The sequence below is a fragment of the Mycobacterium sp. IS-1556 genome (assembly GCF_001499985.1).
Classification (GTDB): Bacteria; Actinomycetota; Actinomycetes; order Mycobacteriales; family Mycobacteriaceae; genus Mycobacterium.
This window is the reverse complement of the sequence record NZ_LQIM01000041.1, coordinates 156,049-173,050: the sequence shown is the minus strand read 5'-3', so window position 1 is coordinate 173,050 and position 17,002 is coordinate 156,049. Positions and strand designations below refer to the sequence as shown.

Genomic DNA, 17,002 nt, shown 5'->3' with positions numbered 1-17,002 from the left:
CAGTCAGCGTGGGCCTCCTGCAGCACCGTCTGGTACTGCTTCGTCACGGCGAGACGGAGTGGTCGAAGAGCGGTCGACACACCGGCCGCACCGATCTGGAGCTCACGGAAACCGGCCGCGTGCGCGCCAAACTCGCGGCCGAAGCGCTGGCCGGACTCGAACTCGACAACCCGCTGGTGCTCAGCAGCCCGATGCGGCGTGCCGCGGACACCGCCGAACTGGCCGGGCTGACCGTCGACGAGGTGTCCCCGCTCCTGCAGGAATGGGACTACGGCCGCTACGAGGGGCTGACGACGCCGCAGATCCGTCAGACCGTTCCCGACTGGCTGATCTGGACGCACGGCGCCGACGGCGGCGAGAGCGTCGCTGAGGTCACACAGCGCGCGGACCGCGCCGTCGAGTTGGCGCTGACGCACATGGAGTCCCGCGACGTGGTGTTCGTCGGGCATGGGCACTTTTCCCGCTCGGTGATCGCGCGGTGGGTGGAGATGCCGGTCGCCGAGGGCATCCGGTTCGCGATGGCGGCGGCCTCCGTCGCGGTGCTCGGCTTCGAGCACGCGATCCGCCAGATCATCGCGCAGGGGCTGACCGGCCACCGGGATCCGTGTAAACCGCGGTGACTCGCGAGCCGTCCTTCGTCCTGGCCTCCCGCGGCGCCGTCGTCGCGGAGGGGGTGCACACCGCATTCCCGAAAGTGGCCGAAGCGCGCGCGGCGCTTGCGTCGCACAGTGCTCCGATCATCGTGGGCGCGTTGCCTTTCGACATGACCAAACCGGCCGCCCTGATCCGGCCGCAGAATGTTCAGTTCCTCGACGCGTTGCCGGAGTGGCCGCTTCGGCCGCTGCCCGACGTGCGCATCGCCGAGACGCTGCCTGATCCGGACGAACATCGCTCGCGGGTCGCGGCGGCGGTGGACCGGCTGAACAACCCGTCGAGCGGGCTGCACAAGGTCGTGCTGGCCCGTGCGCTGCGGTTGGCCGCCGGCGGCCCGCTGGATGCGCGCACCGTCCTGCACCGCCTGGTCAGCGCGGACCCTGCCGCCAACGGCTACCTCGCCGATCTGACCGCCGCGGGCGGCGGTTACTCGGGGGCGGTGCTGGTCGGTGTGAGCCCGGAACTACTGGTGGCCCGCCGCGGCGATGACGTGGTTTGCGCACCGTTCGCGGGATCGGCGCCCCGCTCCCCGGATCCGGACACCGACGAGGCGAACGGCGCGGCGCTGGCCGCATCGGCGAAGAACCGCCACGAACACCAGCTGGTGGTCGACACGATCCGCGACGTGCTCGACCCGCTGTGCGCCGATCTCGACGTCGCAGCCGAGCCGGCACTGCGCAAGACCGACGCGGTGTGGCATCTGGCCACCCGCATCACCGGCAAGCTCCGCGAAAAGTCCACTACCGCATTGGATTTGGCAATCGCTCTGCACCCGACCCCCGCGGTCGGCGGTGTGCCCACGGCCGATGCGGCCGACTTGATCGGCGAGCTGGAGGGGGACCGCGGCTTCTACGCCGGCGCCGTCGGCTGGTGCGATCAGCGCGGTGACGGCCGCTGGGTGGTGTCGATCCGCTGCGCGCAGCTGTCGGCGGATCGCCGCACCGCAGAAGCGTATTCCGGTGGCGGCATTGTCGCCGAGTCCGATCCCGACGACGAACTCGACGAAACCACAACGAAATTCAATACCATCCTCACCGCTCTGGGCGTCGAACCGTGACCGAGCTGATCCGGCGGGTGCGGCGGGGCGACGAGCCCGAGTTGACCGCGATGATCCACGAGCTCGCGGATTTCGAACATGCGGCCCTCGAATGCACCGTCACCGAAAACCAGTTGCGCCGAGCGCTTTTCACCGAGCCGGCGACGGTGCAGGGCCACATCGCCGAAGTCGACGGGCAGGCCGCCGCGAGCGCGCTGTGGTTCCGCAGCTTCTCCACGTGGGACGGCGTCGAGGGCATCTACCTCGAAGACCTGTACGTGCGCCCGCAGTTCCGACGGCGCGGGCTGGCCCGCAAGTTGCTGGCCACCCTGGCCCGCGAATGCGTCGAACATGGATACAGCCGGCTGTCGTGGGCGGTGCTCGACTGGAACGTCAACGCGATCGCGCTCTACGACACCGTCGGCGGCAAGCCGCAGACCGACTGGATCACCTACCGGGTCTCGGGGCCCGACCTGTCGGCGCTGGCCGCCGAGTCGCCATGAGCGCTCACCCACTGCAGCGCCGAGGGGCTGAACAGCAGAGCAAGCGTCAGCACCGCCACCGCGCCGAGGGCAACGGCGTAGATCCACTGGTGCGACCCCACGCCCATGTACCAGACCACGGGCAGCAGCAGCAGTTGCGCGAACACCGCGATGCCGCGGCCCCACCGCCTGCCGGTCCATAACGCCCAGGACGCGGCCAGCACCGCCGAGCCCATGATCGCGAACCACAGCGCGGTGCCGTACTTGTTCAGCCCCGATTCCTCGGCCTCGCCGAACCCGCTCACGACGTAGACCAAAGCTGCCGCCAGCGCGACGACGCCCTCGGCGGCCACGAGAACAGCGGCCTGCCGCACGGTCGTCGGTGAGGGAACGATCACGTCGTCGAGCGTAGAGGGTCACGCGGGCCCGTTCAGTAGGCTCGGACTCCGTGCGCGCCGTGCTGATCGTGAACCCCAATGCCACGTCGACGACTCCGGCCGGACGCGACCTGCTGGCCCACGCGCTGGAGAGCCGCGTGAAGCTGACCGTCGCGCATACCGATCACCGCGGGCATGCCATCGAGATCGCCCGCGACTCGGCGCGCGCCGGTGTCGACGTGCTGATCGTGCATGGGGGCGACGGCACGGTGAACGAAGTGGTCAACGGCGTTCTCGAAGTTGGCGGCCCCGGCGCCGCCGCCCCCGCGGTCGGTGTGGTGCCCGGTGGCTCCGCCAACGTGTTCGCGCGCGCCCTGGGAATCAGCCCCGACCCGATCGAGGCGACCAATCAGCTGGTCGACCTGTTGTCGGGCTACCGGCACCGGAAGGAATGGCGGCGGATCGGGTTGATGGACTGCGGTGAACGCTGGGCGGTGTTCACCGCGGGCATGGGGGTCGACGGCGACGTGGTGGCTGCCGTCGAGGCGCAGCGCGCGAAGGGCCGCAAGGTCACCGCCTACCGCTACGTGCGCGTCGCCATCCGGGAGATGCTGGCCAGCGCCCGTAAGGAACCGTCGCTGACGCTGCATCTCCCCGACCGCGAACCGGTCGACGCCGTTCATTTCGCGTTCGTGTCCAACGCGAGTCCATGGACCTACGCCAACGCCAGACCGGTGTGGACGAATCCGACCACGACGTTCGAGACCGGCCTGGGCGTGTTCGCCACGACCAGCATGAACGTGTGGGCGAACCTGGGGTTGGTGCGGCGGATGCTGGCGAAGAAACCGCGTATCGAGGCCAAACACCTCATCCGCGACGATGACCTGCCCTGGTTGCAGGTGACCAGCGAGACTCCGGTGGCCTGCCAGATCGACGGTGATTACGTGGGCTTGCGGGACTCGATGAGGTTCACCGCTGTTCCGGACGCGCTCGGTGTGCTCGCGCCTGCCCTGGAGAAAGCCTCTGACCTGCGGCGATAGGTTCGCGACGTAGGATTCGAGACGGAGTTGGATCGAGTCTAGTACAGGCGAGTGGGTGATATGCGAGGCCACCCGGCTAGTGACATTGCGCACTTGTTAACTCACGAGTATTGACATCTGTCCAGCCTGTGAAAGCATCGAAGCAACGTTGCAGAAACATTCAATGTGCACGTGTTAAACAGCCGAAGAAAAAGCCGTGCGCTGCGCTGCGCACACTGGACATATCTTGACGAGGAGTTTGATCTTATGGATTGGCGCCACAAGGCGGTCTGTCGCGATGAAGATCCGGAGCTGTTCTTCCCCGTGGGAAACAGCGGCCCGGCGCTCGCTCAGATCGCTGACGCGAAGCTCGTCTGTAACCGGTGCCCGGTGACCACCGAGTGCCTCACCTGGGCATTGGAGTCCGGGCAGGACGCCGGCGTGTGGGGTGGCATGAGCGAGGACGAGCGTCGCGCGCTGAAGCGGCGCAACGCTCGCACCAAGGCTCGCAGCGGAGTCTGAGTCCGCGTCCAGCACCAACCTTTACGGCCCCGACATTTGTCGGGGCCGTATCTTTGTGCGAATTCAATTTGGCCAATTCGCGACATTAATGGCCAATCAGCGAATTTCTACTGGGCGGCGCGCCGCGGGCGGCCCAGCGGCACACGCAGCACGACGTCGGTCCCGCCGTTGGCCACCTCGTGCATGTCCAGCGACCCATCCAGTTCCGCCGACACCAGCGTCCGCACGATCTGAAGACCGAGCCGGTCGGATCCCTCCAGGCTGAACTCGTCGGGCAGGCCGCGTCCATCGTCGTGGACCACCACGTCGAGCCACCTGGCCGATCGTTCGGCCCGGATCGTCACGCAGCCCTGTCTAGTCCCGGGCTCGAATGCGTGCTCGATAGCGTTCTGCACAAGCTCGGTGATGACCATGATGAGCGCGGTGGCGCGATCCGCATCGAGCACACCCAGATCACCGACCCGGTTGATGCGGATCGGACTGTCCACCGCCGCAACGTCGTTCATCATCGGCAGGATTCGGTCCACGACCTCGTCGAGGTTGACCTCCTCGTCCACCGACATCGAGAGCGCGTCGTGCACCAGCGCGATCGACGACACCCGTCGCACCGACTCCATCAACGCCTCGCGGCCTTCGTCGTTGTTGGTGCGCCGGGCCTGCAGGCGCAGCAGTGCCGCGACGGTCTGCAGGTTGTTCTTCACGCGATGGTGAATCTCACGGATCGTGGCGTCCTTCGACAGCAATGCCCGGTCGCGACGCTTGACCTCGGTCACGTCACGGATCAACACCGCGGCGCCAACGGCCTTGCCGTGCACGACCAGCGGCAGCGTACGCATCAGCACGGCGGCACCGCCGGCGTCGACCTCCATGCGCATGCTGGACCCGCCGGCCAGCGAATCGCCCACATGGTTCGCCAGCTCCTGCGCCTCGAACGGGTCGCCGATCAAGGGGCGCGTGACAGTGACGAGGTTGTGGCCGCCGAGTTCGGCGGCCAACCCCATCCGGTGGTAGGCCGAGATCGCGTTCGGGCTGGCGAAGGTGACCACCCCCGTCTCGTCGAGCCGGATGAACCCGTCACCGACGCGTGGGCTCGACCGCGACATCGCAAGGTCTCCGACGTTGGGAAAGGTGCCTTCGGCCAACATGTGCAGCAGATCGCGAGCACAGTCGAGATACGCGACTTCCAGCGGACTGGCTTTGCGAGCGGCCAGAGCGGTCTGATGGGTCAACACCGCGACGACCTCGTCCTTGTACCGCACAGGCACGGCCTCGACATTGAGACCGGGTGAAACCTGTTGTCCAGCACCGTCTCCCACGGCGATCTCACCTGAGGTGAACGCCGCGGCGACGACGGGCAGCGCGTCCGCCGCGGCCAGCGTGCTGACCGCGTCGGCCAGCAGCACGGTCGGGGCGGTGTTCGGTCGCACCTGCGCCACGCAGACCAGGGAGCCGTCGTCGCGGCGCACCCACATCAGGTAGTCGGCGAAGGACAGGTCGGCGAGCAGCTGCCACTCGCCCACCACCGCATGCAGATGATCGACCGCGTTGCCGGGCAGCATGGTGTGCTCGGCGAGCAGGTCACCGAGCGTGGACATCGCGGGTTTACCTCCGGCGGCGGATCACACGGACGCGGTGATCAGCTGATCACCGCGATGAGGTCACCGGCCTGGATGACGTCGCCGACGGAGACGCTGACCTTGCTCACGATGCCCGCCACCTCGGCCAGCACCGGGATCTCCATCTTCATCGACTCCAGCAGCACCAGGGTGTCGCCCTGGCCGATCTGATCGCCCTCGCTCACCACGACCTCGAGCACACTGGCCACGATCTCAGCGCGAACGTCCTCGGCCATCCTCACCCCATTCCACTCCGCTGCTGTGAATGCCTATCGGCCTACATCGAACCACACGACAGGCCCGTCAGCGGTGTCGCAGGGCCATGAGACAATGGCTCCGACGTGCCCGCCGGATGCGGGCCGAGAAATCCACCAGACCATTCGGAGGTAGACCATGGCCAAGCGTGGCCGTAAGAAGCGCGACCGCAAGCACACCAAGGCCAACCACGGTAAGCGGCCGAACGCCGGTTCGAAGTCGGTGCGCTGACCGCGCCCGGTGTTGGCCGCAGCGCGCTAGCCGCGCCGAATGATCGTCGTGCGGCTGATCTCGATGCGCAGCCGCTCTCGCAGGCTTTCTGGCGCCTTGTCGCCGCTGCACTTTTTCGCAATCAGCTTCTTGACCCGCTCCTCAACGCCGTAGTGGCGTAGACACGCGGGGCAGTCTTCGAGGTGCTGGCGCAGTTTGTCACGCGTCTCGGGCGTGCATTCTCCGTCGAGCAACGTCCATACCTCGGCGATGACCGCCGCGCATTCGGGGTGCTCGGGATCGACGGGGCCGACCGGGGGCCGCCAGCGCTCGTCGTCCGAGAACGAGCTCATGACGAGACCTCCTCGGGTGTGTCCATCTGCTGTCCCCGCATGAAACCGCGCTCCCTGGCCACATTGGCCAGCAGTTCGCGCAGCTGGCGCCTGCCCCGGTGCAACCGGGACATCACCGTGCCTATCGGCGTGTCCATGATCTCGGCGATCTCCTTGTAGGGGAAGCCCTCGACGTCGGCGTAGTAGACCGCCATCCGGAAATCCTCAGGTAGCGCCTGCAGCGCTTCCTTGATCTCGTTGTCCGGCAGCAACTCGAGCGCCTCGACCTCGGCCGAGCGCAGCCCGGTCGACGAGTGCTCGGCGTTGGCGGCGAGCTGCCAGTCGGTGATCTCCTCGGTCGGATACTCCGAGGGCTGGCGCTGCTTCTTGCGGTAGCTGTTGATGTAGGTGTTGGTCAGGATGCGGTACAGCCACGCCTTGAGGTTGGTGCCCTCGCGGAACGAGCGGAAGCCGGCGTAGGCCTTCACCATGGTTTCCTGCAGCAGGTCCTCGGCGTCGGCGGGGTTGCGCGTCATGCGCAGCGCGCCGCCGTACAACTGGTCGAGCAGCGGAATCGCATCGCGTTCGAAGCGCGCGGTCAGCTCGGCGTCGGTCTCCTGCGACGGCGGGGTTTCCGGCCCTGTCTCCGGCGCCGTATCGCGCGTCGACCCGTCGGAGTCGGTCTCAGAATCGGTCACTGTGGGGAACACCGTCCCTTCTGTCGCGGTGCCACCGAACAAGCCCGGCACATCCACCGGGCGCATCGGGAAGTCCATCGCCAGCGTTGGCACAAGTGACTCCCTTCAGCCAATCCTAGAGGTTGAGACCGACATGTTTTCCGGCCGCCGCGTCCGCGACGCCACAGTCGCCGTCAATAACAGCGGCCGGGGGCGTGGTTGTTCCCGGAATACCGGCGTCGGCGCGCGCATTAGTCTGGCGCGGTGGCGCGCGCAGCTACTCCTGCCATCGCAGCCCTGATCGCCGCGGAGGTCCCACACGAGGTTCTGCAGTACCACCACGACCGCCGCACCGAGTCGTTCGGCGAGGAGGCCGTGGACGCGCTGGCGGGGGCACAGGGTATCGAGGCCGCTCAGGTCTTCAAGACGCTGGTGCTGGCGCTGCCCGAAGGCCTCGGCGTCGCGGTGCTACCGGTACCGGCCAAGCTTTCGTTGAAGGCGGCGGCCGCTGCGTTCGGCGTGTCCAAGGTCACCATGGCCGAGCGGGCGGCGGCCGAACGGTCGACCGGCTATGTGGTCGGCGGAATCTCGCCGTTGGGTCAGCGCAAGCCGCTACCGACCGTCGTCGACGTGTCCGCTCTGGGTTGGGCCCGGGTGTTGTGCAGCGCGGGCAAGCGCGGGTGCGACGTCGCCGTCCCCCCGCAGGACCTGGTCCGGCTGACCGACGCGGTCACCGCCGACATCTGCGCATGAACGTTTCCCGGGCCGGACGTGGGTTATCGACACGTGTCGAGCGCTGAACGCGTGACAAAAGGTCACACTCGGTCTCGTCGGATGCGCCCGCCCGGCGGTTAGGGTGAGGCCATGTCGCTTTCGGGAAAGACCATGTTCATCTCCGGCGCGAGTCGCGGGATCGGCCTGGCGATCGCCAAGCGGGCGGCTGCCGACGGCGCCAACATCGCATTGATCGCCAAGACCGCCGAACCGCATCCGAAGCTGCCCGGCACCGTTTACACCGCGGCCAAGGAGCTGGAGGACGCCGGCGGGCAGGCGCTGCCCATCGTCGGCGACATCCGCGACGGCGATTCGGTCGCCGCTGCGGTGACCCAGACCGTCGAGCAGTTCGGTGGCATCGACATCTGTGTCAACAACGCCTCGGCGATCAACCTGGGCTCGATCACCGAGGTGCCGCTGAAGCGGTTCGACCTGATGAACGGCATCCAGGTGCGAGGTACGTATGCCGTTTCGCAGGCCTGCATTCCGCACATGGTGGGCCGGGAGAACCCGCACATCCTGACGCTGTCCCCGCCGGTGCGGCTCGAGCCGGAGTGGCTCAAACCGACCGCTTACATGATGGCCAAATACGGGATGTCGTTGTGCGCGTTGGCGATCGCCGAGGAGCTGCGCGACGAGGGCGTCGCCTCCAACACCCTGTGGCCACGGACACTGGTGGCCACGGCCGCGGTGCAGAACCTGCTCGGCGGCGATGAGGCGATGGGGCGTGCGCGGAAGCCCGACGTCTACGCCGACGCCGCGTACGTGATCCTCAACAAGGCCGCCCGCGAGTACACCGGGAACTCGGCGCTGTGCGAGGACGTGCTGCTCGAGTCGGGCGTGACCGACCTGTCGGTATACAACTGCGTGCCCGGCGCCGAACTCGGTGTCGACCTCTGGGTCGACACGCCCAACCCGCCGGGGTACACGGGTCCGTAACGCCGGTCAGGCGACGATGCAGGGGCGCCCGAACCGCGCGCGCACACCGTTCGTGAACAGCGCCCGCAGTCTCGGGCCTGCGGGGATGACACCGGCGGCAGCGACGAGATCGTCGTCGAACTCGGCGATCTCGGCCGCGCACAGTGGCCAGGGGTCGTGTTCGTTGGGCACCCACCAGGTCCTGCCGGCCTTGCGGGTGTGCGCACCCCACCGCGCAGTCAGCCAGACCTCCAGCGGCGTCGGGGTCACTTCGGCTCCGATCCGCACGGCGAGCGTGCTGCGCAGTCCGCGACGAGGCCATCGGCGCACGCTGCGATAGCGCACCCGCTCCCCTGACCGCTCGACGCGCATCCTGGCCCAGGTATACCGAATTCCAAGCGAGATACGAAGGGCCGCAACGACGGCCAGGCGCTCGGCTTCCAGTGACATGAACACGACGCCGTGACGACCGGCGTCATCGACGGAATACAACCGGACGTTGGTCTCGGCGAATGTACCGAAGTACGGGACGCGCAGCGCAGGGCCGAGCGTGGTGCTGCGCATCGTGAAGGCCACCAGCCCGACGTAGGTGAGCCCGTCGGCGAAGACGTCCGGGCGGGTACCAGGTGGAAGAAGATGCGCGACGCCCTCCGGCCGCACCGGCCAGTGCACGAATGTCAGGTCACACCAGAGCTGCTCGGAGATGACGGGGCGGCGCACCGGCGGGGCGACGACGGGATAGCCGGCCAGCCCCGGCTCACGATCTTCGTCGGGACGGCCCGTCATCGCCTCATCGTGGCACTGCTGCCAACCTCACGCCATGCAGAGTTCGACGCCGAGCAGGTTGGCCGGCCAGAACGCCGCGGTGAGCATGAACGCGGCGATGTCCGAGCCCGCCGGTATCCGGGTACGCAGCGCGGTGTCGATCAGCTGCACCTGTTCGGCGTCGAAGAACGCCCACGCCAAACCGATCAGCAGGTAGGGAATCGCCAGCCACATCGCGATCTCGATCATCGCCTCGACGCTGATCCGACGGCTCAGCAAGCGGCGCAGCGTCGTCATACCAGCGCCCGGTGGGTGCGGACCCGGCGGCGCACATCGGCGAGCAGCACGTAGCTGCCGCCTTGCCGGACGAACACCGGCAGGAATCTGTTGACCAAAGCGACTGTCAGAAAGAGCATTTCGAAGAGGAACTGTCTGAAGCCGCTCCACCGTAACCCCATTTGCTCCCGGAACACCGGCGCGAGGAAGCCGGTGGTGAGGAACTTCAGCAGCGGCCGGAACGGCAGCGCCAGCAGCGGGTTGATCATGCGCAGGTTCACCATGTGGAGCAGATAATCTCGCACCCGATCGTCGATCGAAACCCGCTGACATGCGCGCCGCCAATAGTCGTCGAACTCGGCACGGGTCGGCGGCCACTGCTCCTCGGTCACCTGCAACGTGGTACCCAGCGGCCACGCGGAACGGTAGAACTGATCGGCCTGCTCCGGCGTCAGCTCACCGCGCAGCAGCTGATAGGTGTCCTCCAGACCGACGAAAAGGCAAGCAGCGACCCACATCTGCAGATCACGGTCGAACGCGTTGTACCGGACCGGGCTTTCGGCGGTCGACTTGACGTGCCGGTGTGAGGAGTTGACCGCCTCCCGGAACGCGGCGCGGTCGTCGGGCGTGCCGAGCACCGCCACGGCGAGGTACTGGAACGTCGTCCTCGCCCGCTTCCACGGATGCTTGAGCAGATTTCCGGAATCGACCTTGCTCTCGGCGACGCCGTAACCCACCTCCGGCCAGGACAACTGCATGACGACGTTGGCCGCGCCCGCGGCGAAGGCCCAGAAGTCCATCGCCTCCGCGGCGGTGACCGGCTCGGTGTCCCATCGCGCGGTGCGACGGCGCACGGTGATGCGGTAGGGGTCGGTCATGCGAGGCACACCGCCGAGAAGACCATTGCCGGCCAGAACGCGATCGCCGCGATGAGCTGGCCGAGCCACGCAAGGCCCGTACCGTCCAGCTGGTCCAGGTTCAGCGCCGTCCAGCCCACGCCGACGACGAGGTAGGGTGCGGCGAGCATGAGCGCGGTGCCGATCCACTCGGCGACGGTCATCTCGAAGGTCAAGACCTTCCTCACTGCGCTGAGCACGCTCACTCCCTCCACTTTCCCGATGCGGTCACTATGTTAATGACCATTCAGGCGTGAGCAGGTCGATTCGCCGATGTGAAGGCGGCGCGGGTTCACTTCAGCATCGAACGCACGCTCTCGGCGAAGGCGGCGGTGGTGAAGCACGTCGGCTCGGCGAACTCTTCGAGCGTGAGCGCGTCGGCCCAGTCGGCGTCGGCGGCCGCGCGGAGCAGCGGCTTGGCCATCGCGACCGTGTGCGGCGGCATCGCGCAGATGCGCGAGCACCATTCGTCGGCGGCGGCCAGCAGTCGATCGTGTTCGACCACCTCCTGGACCAGACCGAGGCGCTGGGCCTGGCGGGCGTCGATGTGCGCGCCGCGCAGGTAGAACGCGAGCGCCCCCTGATAACCCAGTCGCCGGGTCAACGCCCAACTCGTGCCGACCTCCGGGATCAGCCCCAGCCGGCCGAATGCCGGCACGATTACGGCACGCTCGCTGGCGATCACGAGATCACATGTCAGCGCCCAGGCCAGCCCGACGCCGGCCGCCGCTCCGTTGAGTGCCGCCACGAAGATCGTGTCCGATCCGGCGATCAGCCTCGCGATGCCGCCGAATTCGCGGCGGATCCAGCGCCAGACGTCGGCTGTGCCCTCGGGCGCGTCGAGCTGGCCGATCGCCGCATCCATCATCTGCAGATCGCCTCCAGCGCTGAAACCAGGGTCCGCACCGGTGAGCACGACAGCGCGCACGTCGGGGTCGGCGTCCAGTTCGACGAGCGCGGACCGCAACTGCCGCACCAGTGGGGCCGACAGCACGTTGAGCCGCTGCGGTTCGTCGAGCGTGACCACCGCTCTGTCGTCACTGCGCTCGACGCGCAACCGCACCGGCGCGTCGACGTCGTCGCCGGCGGCGACCATCGTCCGGTACAGCGAATCGGCCCTGTCGGTCATGGCACATCCTCCTCGATGTTGTTGGCGCGCAACGCCGCCCATGCGGCATCCGCGAAGATCTCAACCGTTGCCGAAGGCATCCGCTTCGCCGGTCCGGCGACCCAGTGCCGGCTGTACTCCTGGGCTGGGCCGAGCCACAGGGCGGCCGTCACCCCGTCCCGCATCGGCTGTAGCGCCCCGTAGCTGTGATGCGGGCGCCACCAGTCGCGGACCGCGGCGAAGAACCCGTCGTTGCGCTCGCGAAGTTCGAGACTGTCGAGCCGGGGGCCGAGGAGGAAGGCCGCCTCGCCGCGATGAGCGGCCACCCACCGCAGGTGATGGGCGACCCCGCCGCGAATGCCGCCTTCGGCGGTGTCATGCCGGCGCAACATCGCGACGAAACCCTCCTGGTACTCGCCGAGTGTCTGGGCGAACACCGCGGTCGCCAGCGAAAGCTTGTCCGGGAAGTGGTGATACAGCGCGCCGACGCTGACACCCGCCTCGCGACGCACCTCGTCCAGCGTGGCCGACAACGCACCGTCAGCCGCGAACCGGCGCCGCGCGACGTCGAGCAGTCGGGTCCGCGCATCGGGTCCGGCCCGGTTCCTCGAGGGCACGAGGATTACTCTATCTGTACCGAGGAATCCTCTGTCAAGTGTGACTGCGCCTGAGCGCGGCGCCCGGGACCGTCAGAGCAGGGTGCCCTGCTCGGCCTGCGGTTCCACCGGCTCGATCAGCTCAGGACCGTTGTTGCGAACGTTGTTCACCAGCCGGGAGACCTCCCGGACCTCGATGCGGTCCAGGTCGCCGTGGCCGCGCAGCAGGCCTTCGTCGATCGGCGCGTCGGGGTCCAGCCAGCGGTCCCAGTCGCGTGCGCTGACGGTCAGCGGCATCCGGTCGTGGATCTCGGCGAGCGGACCGGCGGCGTCGGTGGTGATGATGGTGCAGCTCAGCAACGGCGGGGCATCCTTGGGGCCGTCCTTGGGCCGCCACGTCGACCACAACCCCGCCATGAACAGTGGCTCGCCGTCGCCGGCGTACATGAAGAAGGGAATCTTCGCCCCCTTCCCTTCGCCTTTCTTCTGCCACTCGTACCAGCCGTCCATCGGAACCAGGCAGCGCTTGCTCTTGGCCGAGCTGCGGAACACCGGCGAGGTGGTCAGCTTGTCGGAGCGGGCGTTGATCAACAGTGGCCCCTTGGTCTCCGGGCCGCCCTCTTCGGTGGACTTGGCCCACGGCGGCACCAGCCCCCAGCGCATCGACCGCAGCCGCCGGGTGGCGTCGTCGTCGGGTTCGGTGTGCCGCTTGACCACGGTGCTGATCGTGGTGGTCGGGGCGACGTTGTAGTTGGGTCGCGTCGGCTCCTTACCGGAGGTCGTTTCGTCGATCGCCTTGATTTTCTCGGCCAGCAGCGCCGGGTCGGTGGTCACCGCGAAACGTCCACACATGAATCCCATGGTGGCACGCGAAGCCGACAAGGGAAGATGGGAGCCGTGAGCGTGCGCGGAGACCGAGAGCCGGCGGCCTGGCCGGCCCCGTCGACGTCGAGTCCGGTGGATGCGACGGTCACCGTGCCGGGCTCCAAGTCGCAGACGAACCGGGCGTTGGTGCTGGCCGCGCTGGCCACCGCGAACGGTGAGTCGACGATCAGCGGCGCGCTGCGCAGCCGCGACACCGACCTGATGGTCGGCGCGCTGCAGGCGCTCGGCGTGACGGTCGGCGGCGGGGGCGACGAGCTGAGCGTCGGCGGAGAACTCGCGCCGCCCGACGGAGCGTGCATCGACTGCGGGCTGGCGGGCACGGTGCTGCGGTTCGTTCCGCCCGTCGCCGCCCTGAGCAGCGCGACGGTGACGTTTGACGGCGACGAGCAGGCCCGCGCCCGCCCGATCACGCCGCTGCTCGACGCGCTACGCGGCCTCGGGGTCGACATCGACGGCGACGGCCTGCCGTTCGCCGTGCGCGGCGCCGGCGCGGTCGCCGGAGGCACCGTCGAGATCGACGCGTCAGCGTCCTCGCAGTTCGTCTCGGGCCTGCTGCTCTCCGGTGCGGGGTTCAGCGACGGACTGACGATCGTGCACACCGGTGAGTCGGTGCCGTCGGCGCCGCATGTGGCGATGACAGTCGCGATGCTGCGCGACGCCGGCGTCCACGTCGACGACAGCGAGCCCAACAGGTGGCGGGTGGCGCCGGGGCCGGTCGCCGCCCGGCGCTGGGTCATCGAGCCCGACCTGTCCAACGCGGTGCCGTTCCTCGCCGCGGCCGTGGTCAGCGGCGGTACCGTCCGGCTGACCGGGTGGCCGCGGGTCAGCACACAACCGGCCGAGGTGATCATCGCGATCCTGAAGAAGCTGGGAACGGTTGTCCACCACGCAGACTCGTACCTCGAAGTGCACGGCGCCCAGGTCTACGACGGCATCGACGTCGACCTGCACGAGGTCGGTGAACTGACACCGGCGGTTGCGGCGCTCGCCGCGCTGGCCTCCCCCGGCTCGGTGTCGAAACTGTCGGGTGTCGCGCATCTGCGCGGACACGAAACCGACCGGTTGGCCGCGCTGTCGACCGAGATCAACGCCCTCGGCGGAGATTGCGAGGAGACGGCCGACGGGCTGATGATCACCGCCCGACCGCTGCACGGCGGCCTGTGGCACTCGTACGCCGACCATCGGATGGCCACCGCGGGAGCCATTGTGGGACTTCGGGTTCCCGGTGTCGCGGTGGAGGACATCGAGACCACCGCCAAGACACTGCCCGGCTTCCCGCAGCTCTGGGCCGACATGCTGGCCGGACAGGCGACGGAGGTCGACCCGGCTTGAGTCGGCGCGAGTACGACGAGTCCGATGTCCGGGTGCGACCCGGCCGGGGCTCTCGGCCGCGGACCAAGATTCGGCCCGACCACGCCGACGCGCAGGAGGCGATGGTGGTGACCGTCGACCGGGGACGGTGGGGCTGCGCGCTCGGCGGCGACCCGGACCGCCGGGTCATCGCGATGCGGGCGCGGGAGTTGGGCCGCACGCCGATCGTCGTCGGCGACGAGGTCGGGATCGTCGGCGATCTGTCGGGCCGGCCCGACACGCTGGCCCGCATCGTGCGGCGCGGTGCACGACGAACAGTGTTGCGCCGCACGGCCGATGACACCGATCCCAGCGAGCGGGTCGTCGTCGCCAACGCCGACCAGTTGTTGATCGTCGTCGCGCTCGCCGACCCGCCGCCGCGTGCCGGCCTGGTGGAGCGCGCGCTGATCGCCGCCTACGCCGGCGGGCTCGAGCCGATCCTGTGCCTGACCAAGACGGATCTCGCTTCGCCCGAACCGTTCGCGGCGCAGTTCGCCGACCTCGATCTGACGGTCACCACCGCGGGCCGCGACGACCCGCTCGACGTGGTCGCCCCGCTACTGGTCGACCGGGTCACCGTGCTGCTCGGCCACTCCGGGGTCGGAAAGTCGACGTTGGTGAATCGCCTTGTGCCGCAAGCCGAACGGGCTACCGGAGAGGTCACCGACGTCGGCAAGGGCAGGCATACCTCGACACAGTCGGTGGCGCTGCCGCTGAGCTTGGGGGGTTGGGTGATCGATACGCCGGGCATCCGGTCGTTCGGGTTGGCCCACATCGAACCCGACGACGTGCTGCTGGCCTTCTCCGACCTGGCCGAGGCGATCAAGGACTGTCCGCGCGGCTGCGGGCACATGGGTCCGCCCGCCGATCCCGAATGCGCCCTCGACGCGCTGAGCGGCCCGGCGGTCGGCCGTGTCGGCGCGGCCCGGCGACTGCTGTCCGCGCTCCACTCGTAGGTCGTCCCGACACAATGTCGCGCTGAGAGCGTCGTCGTGGCTATATATGCGCGGTGACGCTCTCAGACTGACGTTGTGGTACGACGCACGCGACGGCGGGCCCGCGCGGCAGCGATCGCCGACTTCAGCCCACGCCGCTGACCCGGCTCCAACTCGGCGAACATCCGCTCGCTGCGGGTCTCCGGCGCATCGTCGCGGGTGTCGGTCAGGTACTTGTCCGGCAGCGACAGCTTGGCGATGGTCCGCCAGGCCTTGCCGTACTGCAGCAGGAACGAACCCGTCGTGTACGGCAGGTCGTACTTGTCGCACAACTGGCGCACCCGGATCGAGATCTCGTAATACCGGTTGCTCGGCAGATCGGGAAACAGGTGGTGTTCGATCTGATGGCACAGGTTGCCGCTCATGAACCGCAGCACCGGGCCGTTCTCGAAGTTGGCGCTGCCCAGCATCTGACGCAGGTACCACTGGCCCTTGGTCTCACCGACCATGTCGGTCTTGGTGAATTTCTCTGCACCGTCCGGAAAGTGGCCGCAGAAGATCACGGCGTTCGCCCACACGTTGCGGATGATGTTGGCGACCGCGTTGGCCTTCATCGTCGACTTGAACGACGCACCGGGCGACAACGAGGTCAGCGCCGGGTAGACGACGTAGTCCTTGGCCACCTGGTTGCCCGCCTTGACGCCGAACTCCCGTAGCCGCACGAACGTGGCCTTGCGGTCGTCGCGACCCTTGAAGATCTTGCCGATCTCCAAGTGCTGCAGTCCGACTCCCCATTCGAACAGCGCCATCAAGACCGTGTTGAACACCAGGTTCAACAGGTTCATGGGCTTCCATTTGGTGTCCCGGGTGACGCGGATCAGGCCGTAGCCCACATCGTCGTCCATGCCCAGGATGTTCGTGTACTTGTGGTGCATGAAGTTGTGGGTGAAGCGCCAGTGCTTGGACGCTCCGCTCATGTCCCACTCCCACGTCGAGGAATGGATCTCGGGATCGTTCATCCAATCCCATTGGCCGTGCATGACGTTGTGGCCGATCTCCATGTTCTCGATGATCTTGGCCACGCCGAGCGTGACGGTGCCGGCCCACCACGCCGAGCGACGATTGCTTGCGGCCAGCATCAGTCGCGCGGCCACCTCCAGCGCACGCTGGGCCGCGATGGTGCGGCGGATGTAGCGGGCGTCGCGCTCACCGCGGGAGTCTTCGATGTCCTGGCGGATCGCATCCAATTCCACGGCCAGGCTCTCGATGTCCGCCTCGGTCAGATGCGCGAATTCGGGAACGTCAGTGATTGCCACCGT

The 17,002-nt window shown here is 68.0% G+C and carries 23 protein-coding genes; 10 read left to right on the top strand and 13 right to left on the bottom strand.

Translation table 11 applies throughout. The features are described from left to right. Positions 1-8: 8 nt before the first annotated feature. Genes AU187_RS23665 through AU187_RS23655 form a run of 3 tightly spaced genes read left to right on the top strand, consistent with a single transcriptional unit; the run spans position 9 to position 2,193 of the window. Positions 9-620 (top strand): acid phosphatase, encoded by a 612-nt coding sequence (locus tag AU187_RS23665; RefSeq protein ID WP_059099083.1) that lies wholly within the window; start codon positions 9-11, stop codon positions 618-620. Continuing rightward, positions 617-1,711 carry an isochorismate synthase gene (locus tag AU187_RS23660; RefSeq protein WP_059098982.1) on the top strand — a complete coding sequence of 365 codons (1,095 nt, stop codon included), beginning with the start codon at positions 617-619 and terminating at the stop codon, positions 1,709-1,711. Before AU187_RS23665 ends, AU187_RS23660 begins: the two co-directional genes overlap by 4 nt. Then, entirely contained in the window at positions 1,708-2,193 is a 486-nt protein-coding gene (locus AU187_RS23655) for a GNAT family N-acetyltransferase (RefSeq protein ID WP_059098983.1), read from the top strand. Before AU187_RS23660 ends, AU187_RS23655 begins: the two co-directional genes overlap by 4 nt. Here AU187_RS23655 and AU187_RS23650 read toward each other — a convergent pair. Continuing rightward, entirely contained in the window at positions 2,142-2,570 is a 429-nt protein-coding gene (locus AU187_RS23650) for a hypothetical protein (protein ID WP_059098984.1), read from the bottom strand. The two genes, AU187_RS23655 and AU187_RS23650, sit on opposite strands and share 52 nt — an antisense overlap. A 50-nt stretch (positions 2,571-2,620) precedes the next feature. On the opposite strand from AU187_RS23650, the gene AU187_RS23645 reads away from it, so the two are divergent. Continuing rightward, a complete protein-coding gene (locus AU187_RS23645) occupies positions 2,621-3,589 on the top strand; it encodes a diacylglycerol/lipid kinase family protein (RefSeq protein WP_059098985.1) in 969 nt (322 codons plus the stop codon). A gap of 246 nt (positions 3,590-3,835) precedes the next feature. After that, positions 3,836-4,090 carry a transcriptional regulator WhiB1 gene (gene whiB1 / locus AU187_RS23640; protein ID WP_014208822.1) on the top strand — a complete coding sequence of 85 codons (255 nt, stop codon included), beginning with the start codon at positions 3,836-3,838 and terminating at the stop codon, positions 4,088-4,090. A gap of 107 nt (positions 4,091-4,197) precedes the next feature. Here the strand turns inward: whiB1 and AU187_RS23635 are convergent, their stop codons facing one another. After that, on the bottom strand, positions 4,198-5,685 hold the full coding sequence (locus AU187_RS23635; RefSeq protein WP_059098986.1) for a sensor histidine kinase: 1,488 nt from the start codon (positions 5,683-5,685) through the stop codon (positions 4,198-4,200). Between the two features lie 41 nt (positions 5,686-5,726). Continuing rightward, positions 5,727-5,942, bottom strand: coding sequence for a biotin/lipoyl-binding carrier protein (locus tag AU187_RS23630; protein WP_059167435.1), 216 nt, complete (start codon positions 5,940-5,942; stop codon positions 5,727-5,729). Between the two features lie 157 nt (positions 5,943-6,099). On the opposite strand from AU187_RS23630, the gene AU187_RS26240 reads away from it, so the two are divergent. After that, entirely contained in the window at positions 6,100-6,192 is a 93-nt protein-coding gene (locus AU187_RS26240; RefSeq protein ID WP_090355725.1) for a 50S ribosomal protein bL37, read from the top strand. 26 nt (positions 6,193-6,218) lie between these two features. Here AU187_RS26240 and rsrA read toward each other — a convergent pair whose 3' ends face one another. Then, the gene (rsrA, locus tag AU187_RS23625) at positions 6,219-6,524 is read right to left on the bottom strand and encodes a mycothiol system anti-sigma-R factor (RefSeq protein WP_059098988.1); all 306 of its coding nucleotides are present in this window, start codon (positions 6,522-6,524) and stop codon (positions 6,219-6,221) included. Beyond that, positions 6,521-7,279 carry a sigma-70 family RNA polymerase sigma factor gene (locus AU187_RS23620; RefSeq protein WP_172800348.1) on the bottom strand — a complete coding sequence of 253 codons (759 nt, stop codon included), beginning with the start codon at positions 7,277-7,279 and terminating at the stop codon, positions 6,521-6,523. Before AU187_RS23620 ends, rsrA begins: the two co-directional genes overlap by 4 nt. A gap of 165 nt (positions 7,280-7,444) precedes the next feature. Between AU187_RS23620 and AU187_RS23615 the strand changes: the two genes are divergently transcribed. Together AU187_RS23615 and AU187_RS23610 are read left to right on the top strand one after the other, a co-directional pair. Beyond that, entirely contained in the window at positions 7,445-7,933 is a 489-nt protein-coding gene (locus tag AU187_RS23615; protein ID WP_059098990.1) for a YbaK/EbsC family protein, read from the top strand. Between the two features lie 111 nt (positions 7,934-8,044). Further along, positions 8,045-8,893, top strand: a complete 849-nt coding sequence (locus AU187_RS23610) for an SDR family oxidoreductase (RefSeq protein ID WP_059098991.1) — start codon at positions 8,045-8,047, stop codon at positions 8,891-8,893. Between the two features lie 6 nt (positions 8,894-8,899). On the opposite strand, the gene AU187_RS23605 is transcribed toward AU187_RS23610, so the two are convergent. The 7 genes from AU187_RS23605 to AU187_RS23575 all read right to left on the bottom strand — a co-directional run bounded on the left by AU187_RS23605 (position 8,900) and on the right by AU187_RS23575 (position 13,365). Further along, on the bottom strand, positions 8,900-9,658 hold the full coding sequence (locus tag AU187_RS23605; RefSeq protein WP_059098992.1) for a YqjF family protein: 759 nt from the start codon (positions 9,656-9,658) through the stop codon (positions 8,900-8,902). A 27-nt stretch (positions 9,659-9,685) separates the two neighbouring features. Continuing rightward, positions 9,686-9,934: a hypothetical protein gene (locus AU187_RS23600; protein WP_059098993.1), complete on the bottom strand. Its 249-nt coding sequence runs from the start codon at positions 9,932-9,934 to the stop codon at positions 9,686-9,688. After that, complete coding sequence (locus AU187_RS23595) at positions 9,931-10,791, bottom strand: oxygenase MpaB family protein (protein ID WP_059098994.1); 861 nt, start codon at positions 10,789-10,791, stop codon at positions 9,931-9,933. Before AU187_RS23595 ends, AU187_RS23600 begins: the two co-directional genes overlap by 4 nt. Continuing rightward, positions 10,788-11,009, bottom strand: a complete 222-nt coding sequence (locus tag AU187_RS23590; RefSeq protein ID WP_231740284.1) for a hypothetical protein — start codon at positions 11,007-11,009, stop codon at positions 10,788-10,790. The genes AU187_RS23595 and AU187_RS23590 overlap by 4 nt, the downstream gene beginning before the upstream one ends. Before the next feature lie 92 nt (positions 11,010-11,101). Further along, positions 11,102-11,938, bottom strand: coding sequence for an enoyl-CoA hydratase/isomerase family protein (locus AU187_RS23585; protein ID WP_059098995.1), 837 nt, complete (start codon positions 11,936-11,938; stop codon positions 11,102-11,104). Continuing rightward, positions 11,935-12,534: a TetR/AcrR family transcriptional regulator gene (locus tag AU187_RS23580; RefSeq protein ID WP_059098996.1), complete on the bottom strand. Its 600-nt coding sequence runs from the start codon at positions 12,532-12,534 to the stop codon at positions 11,935-11,937. Before AU187_RS23580 ends, AU187_RS23585 begins: the two co-directional genes overlap by 4 nt. 72 nt (positions 12,535-12,606) lie before the next feature. Then, on the bottom strand, positions 12,607-13,365 hold the full coding sequence (locus AU187_RS23575; RefSeq protein ID WP_059099085.1) for an SOS response-associated peptidase: 759 nt from the start codon (positions 13,363-13,365) through the stop codon (positions 12,607-12,609). A 51-nt stretch (positions 13,366-13,416) separates the two neighbouring features. On the opposite strand from AU187_RS23575, the gene aroA reads away from it, so the two are divergent. After that, a complete protein-coding gene (gene aroA, locus AU187_RS23570; RefSeq protein ID WP_231740290.1) occupies positions 13,417-14,730 on the top strand; it encodes a 3-phosphoshikimate 1-carboxyvinyltransferase in 1,314 nt (437 codons plus the stop codon). Further along, entirely contained in the window at positions 14,727-15,704 is a 978-nt protein-coding gene (gene rsgA / locus AU187_RS23565) for a ribosome small subunit-dependent GTPase A (RefSeq protein WP_059098998.1), read from the top strand. The genes aroA and rsgA overlap by 4 nt, the downstream gene beginning before the upstream one ends. Positions 15,705-15,766: 62 nt before the next feature. Here the strand turns inward: rsgA and AU187_RS23560 are convergent, their stop codons facing one another. After that, on the bottom strand, positions 15,767-16,999 hold the full coding sequence (locus AU187_RS23560; protein ID WP_059098999.1) for a fatty acid desaturase family protein: 1,233 nt from the start codon (positions 16,997-16,999) through the stop codon (positions 15,767-15,769). Positions 17,000-17,002: the final 3 nt, after the last annotated feature.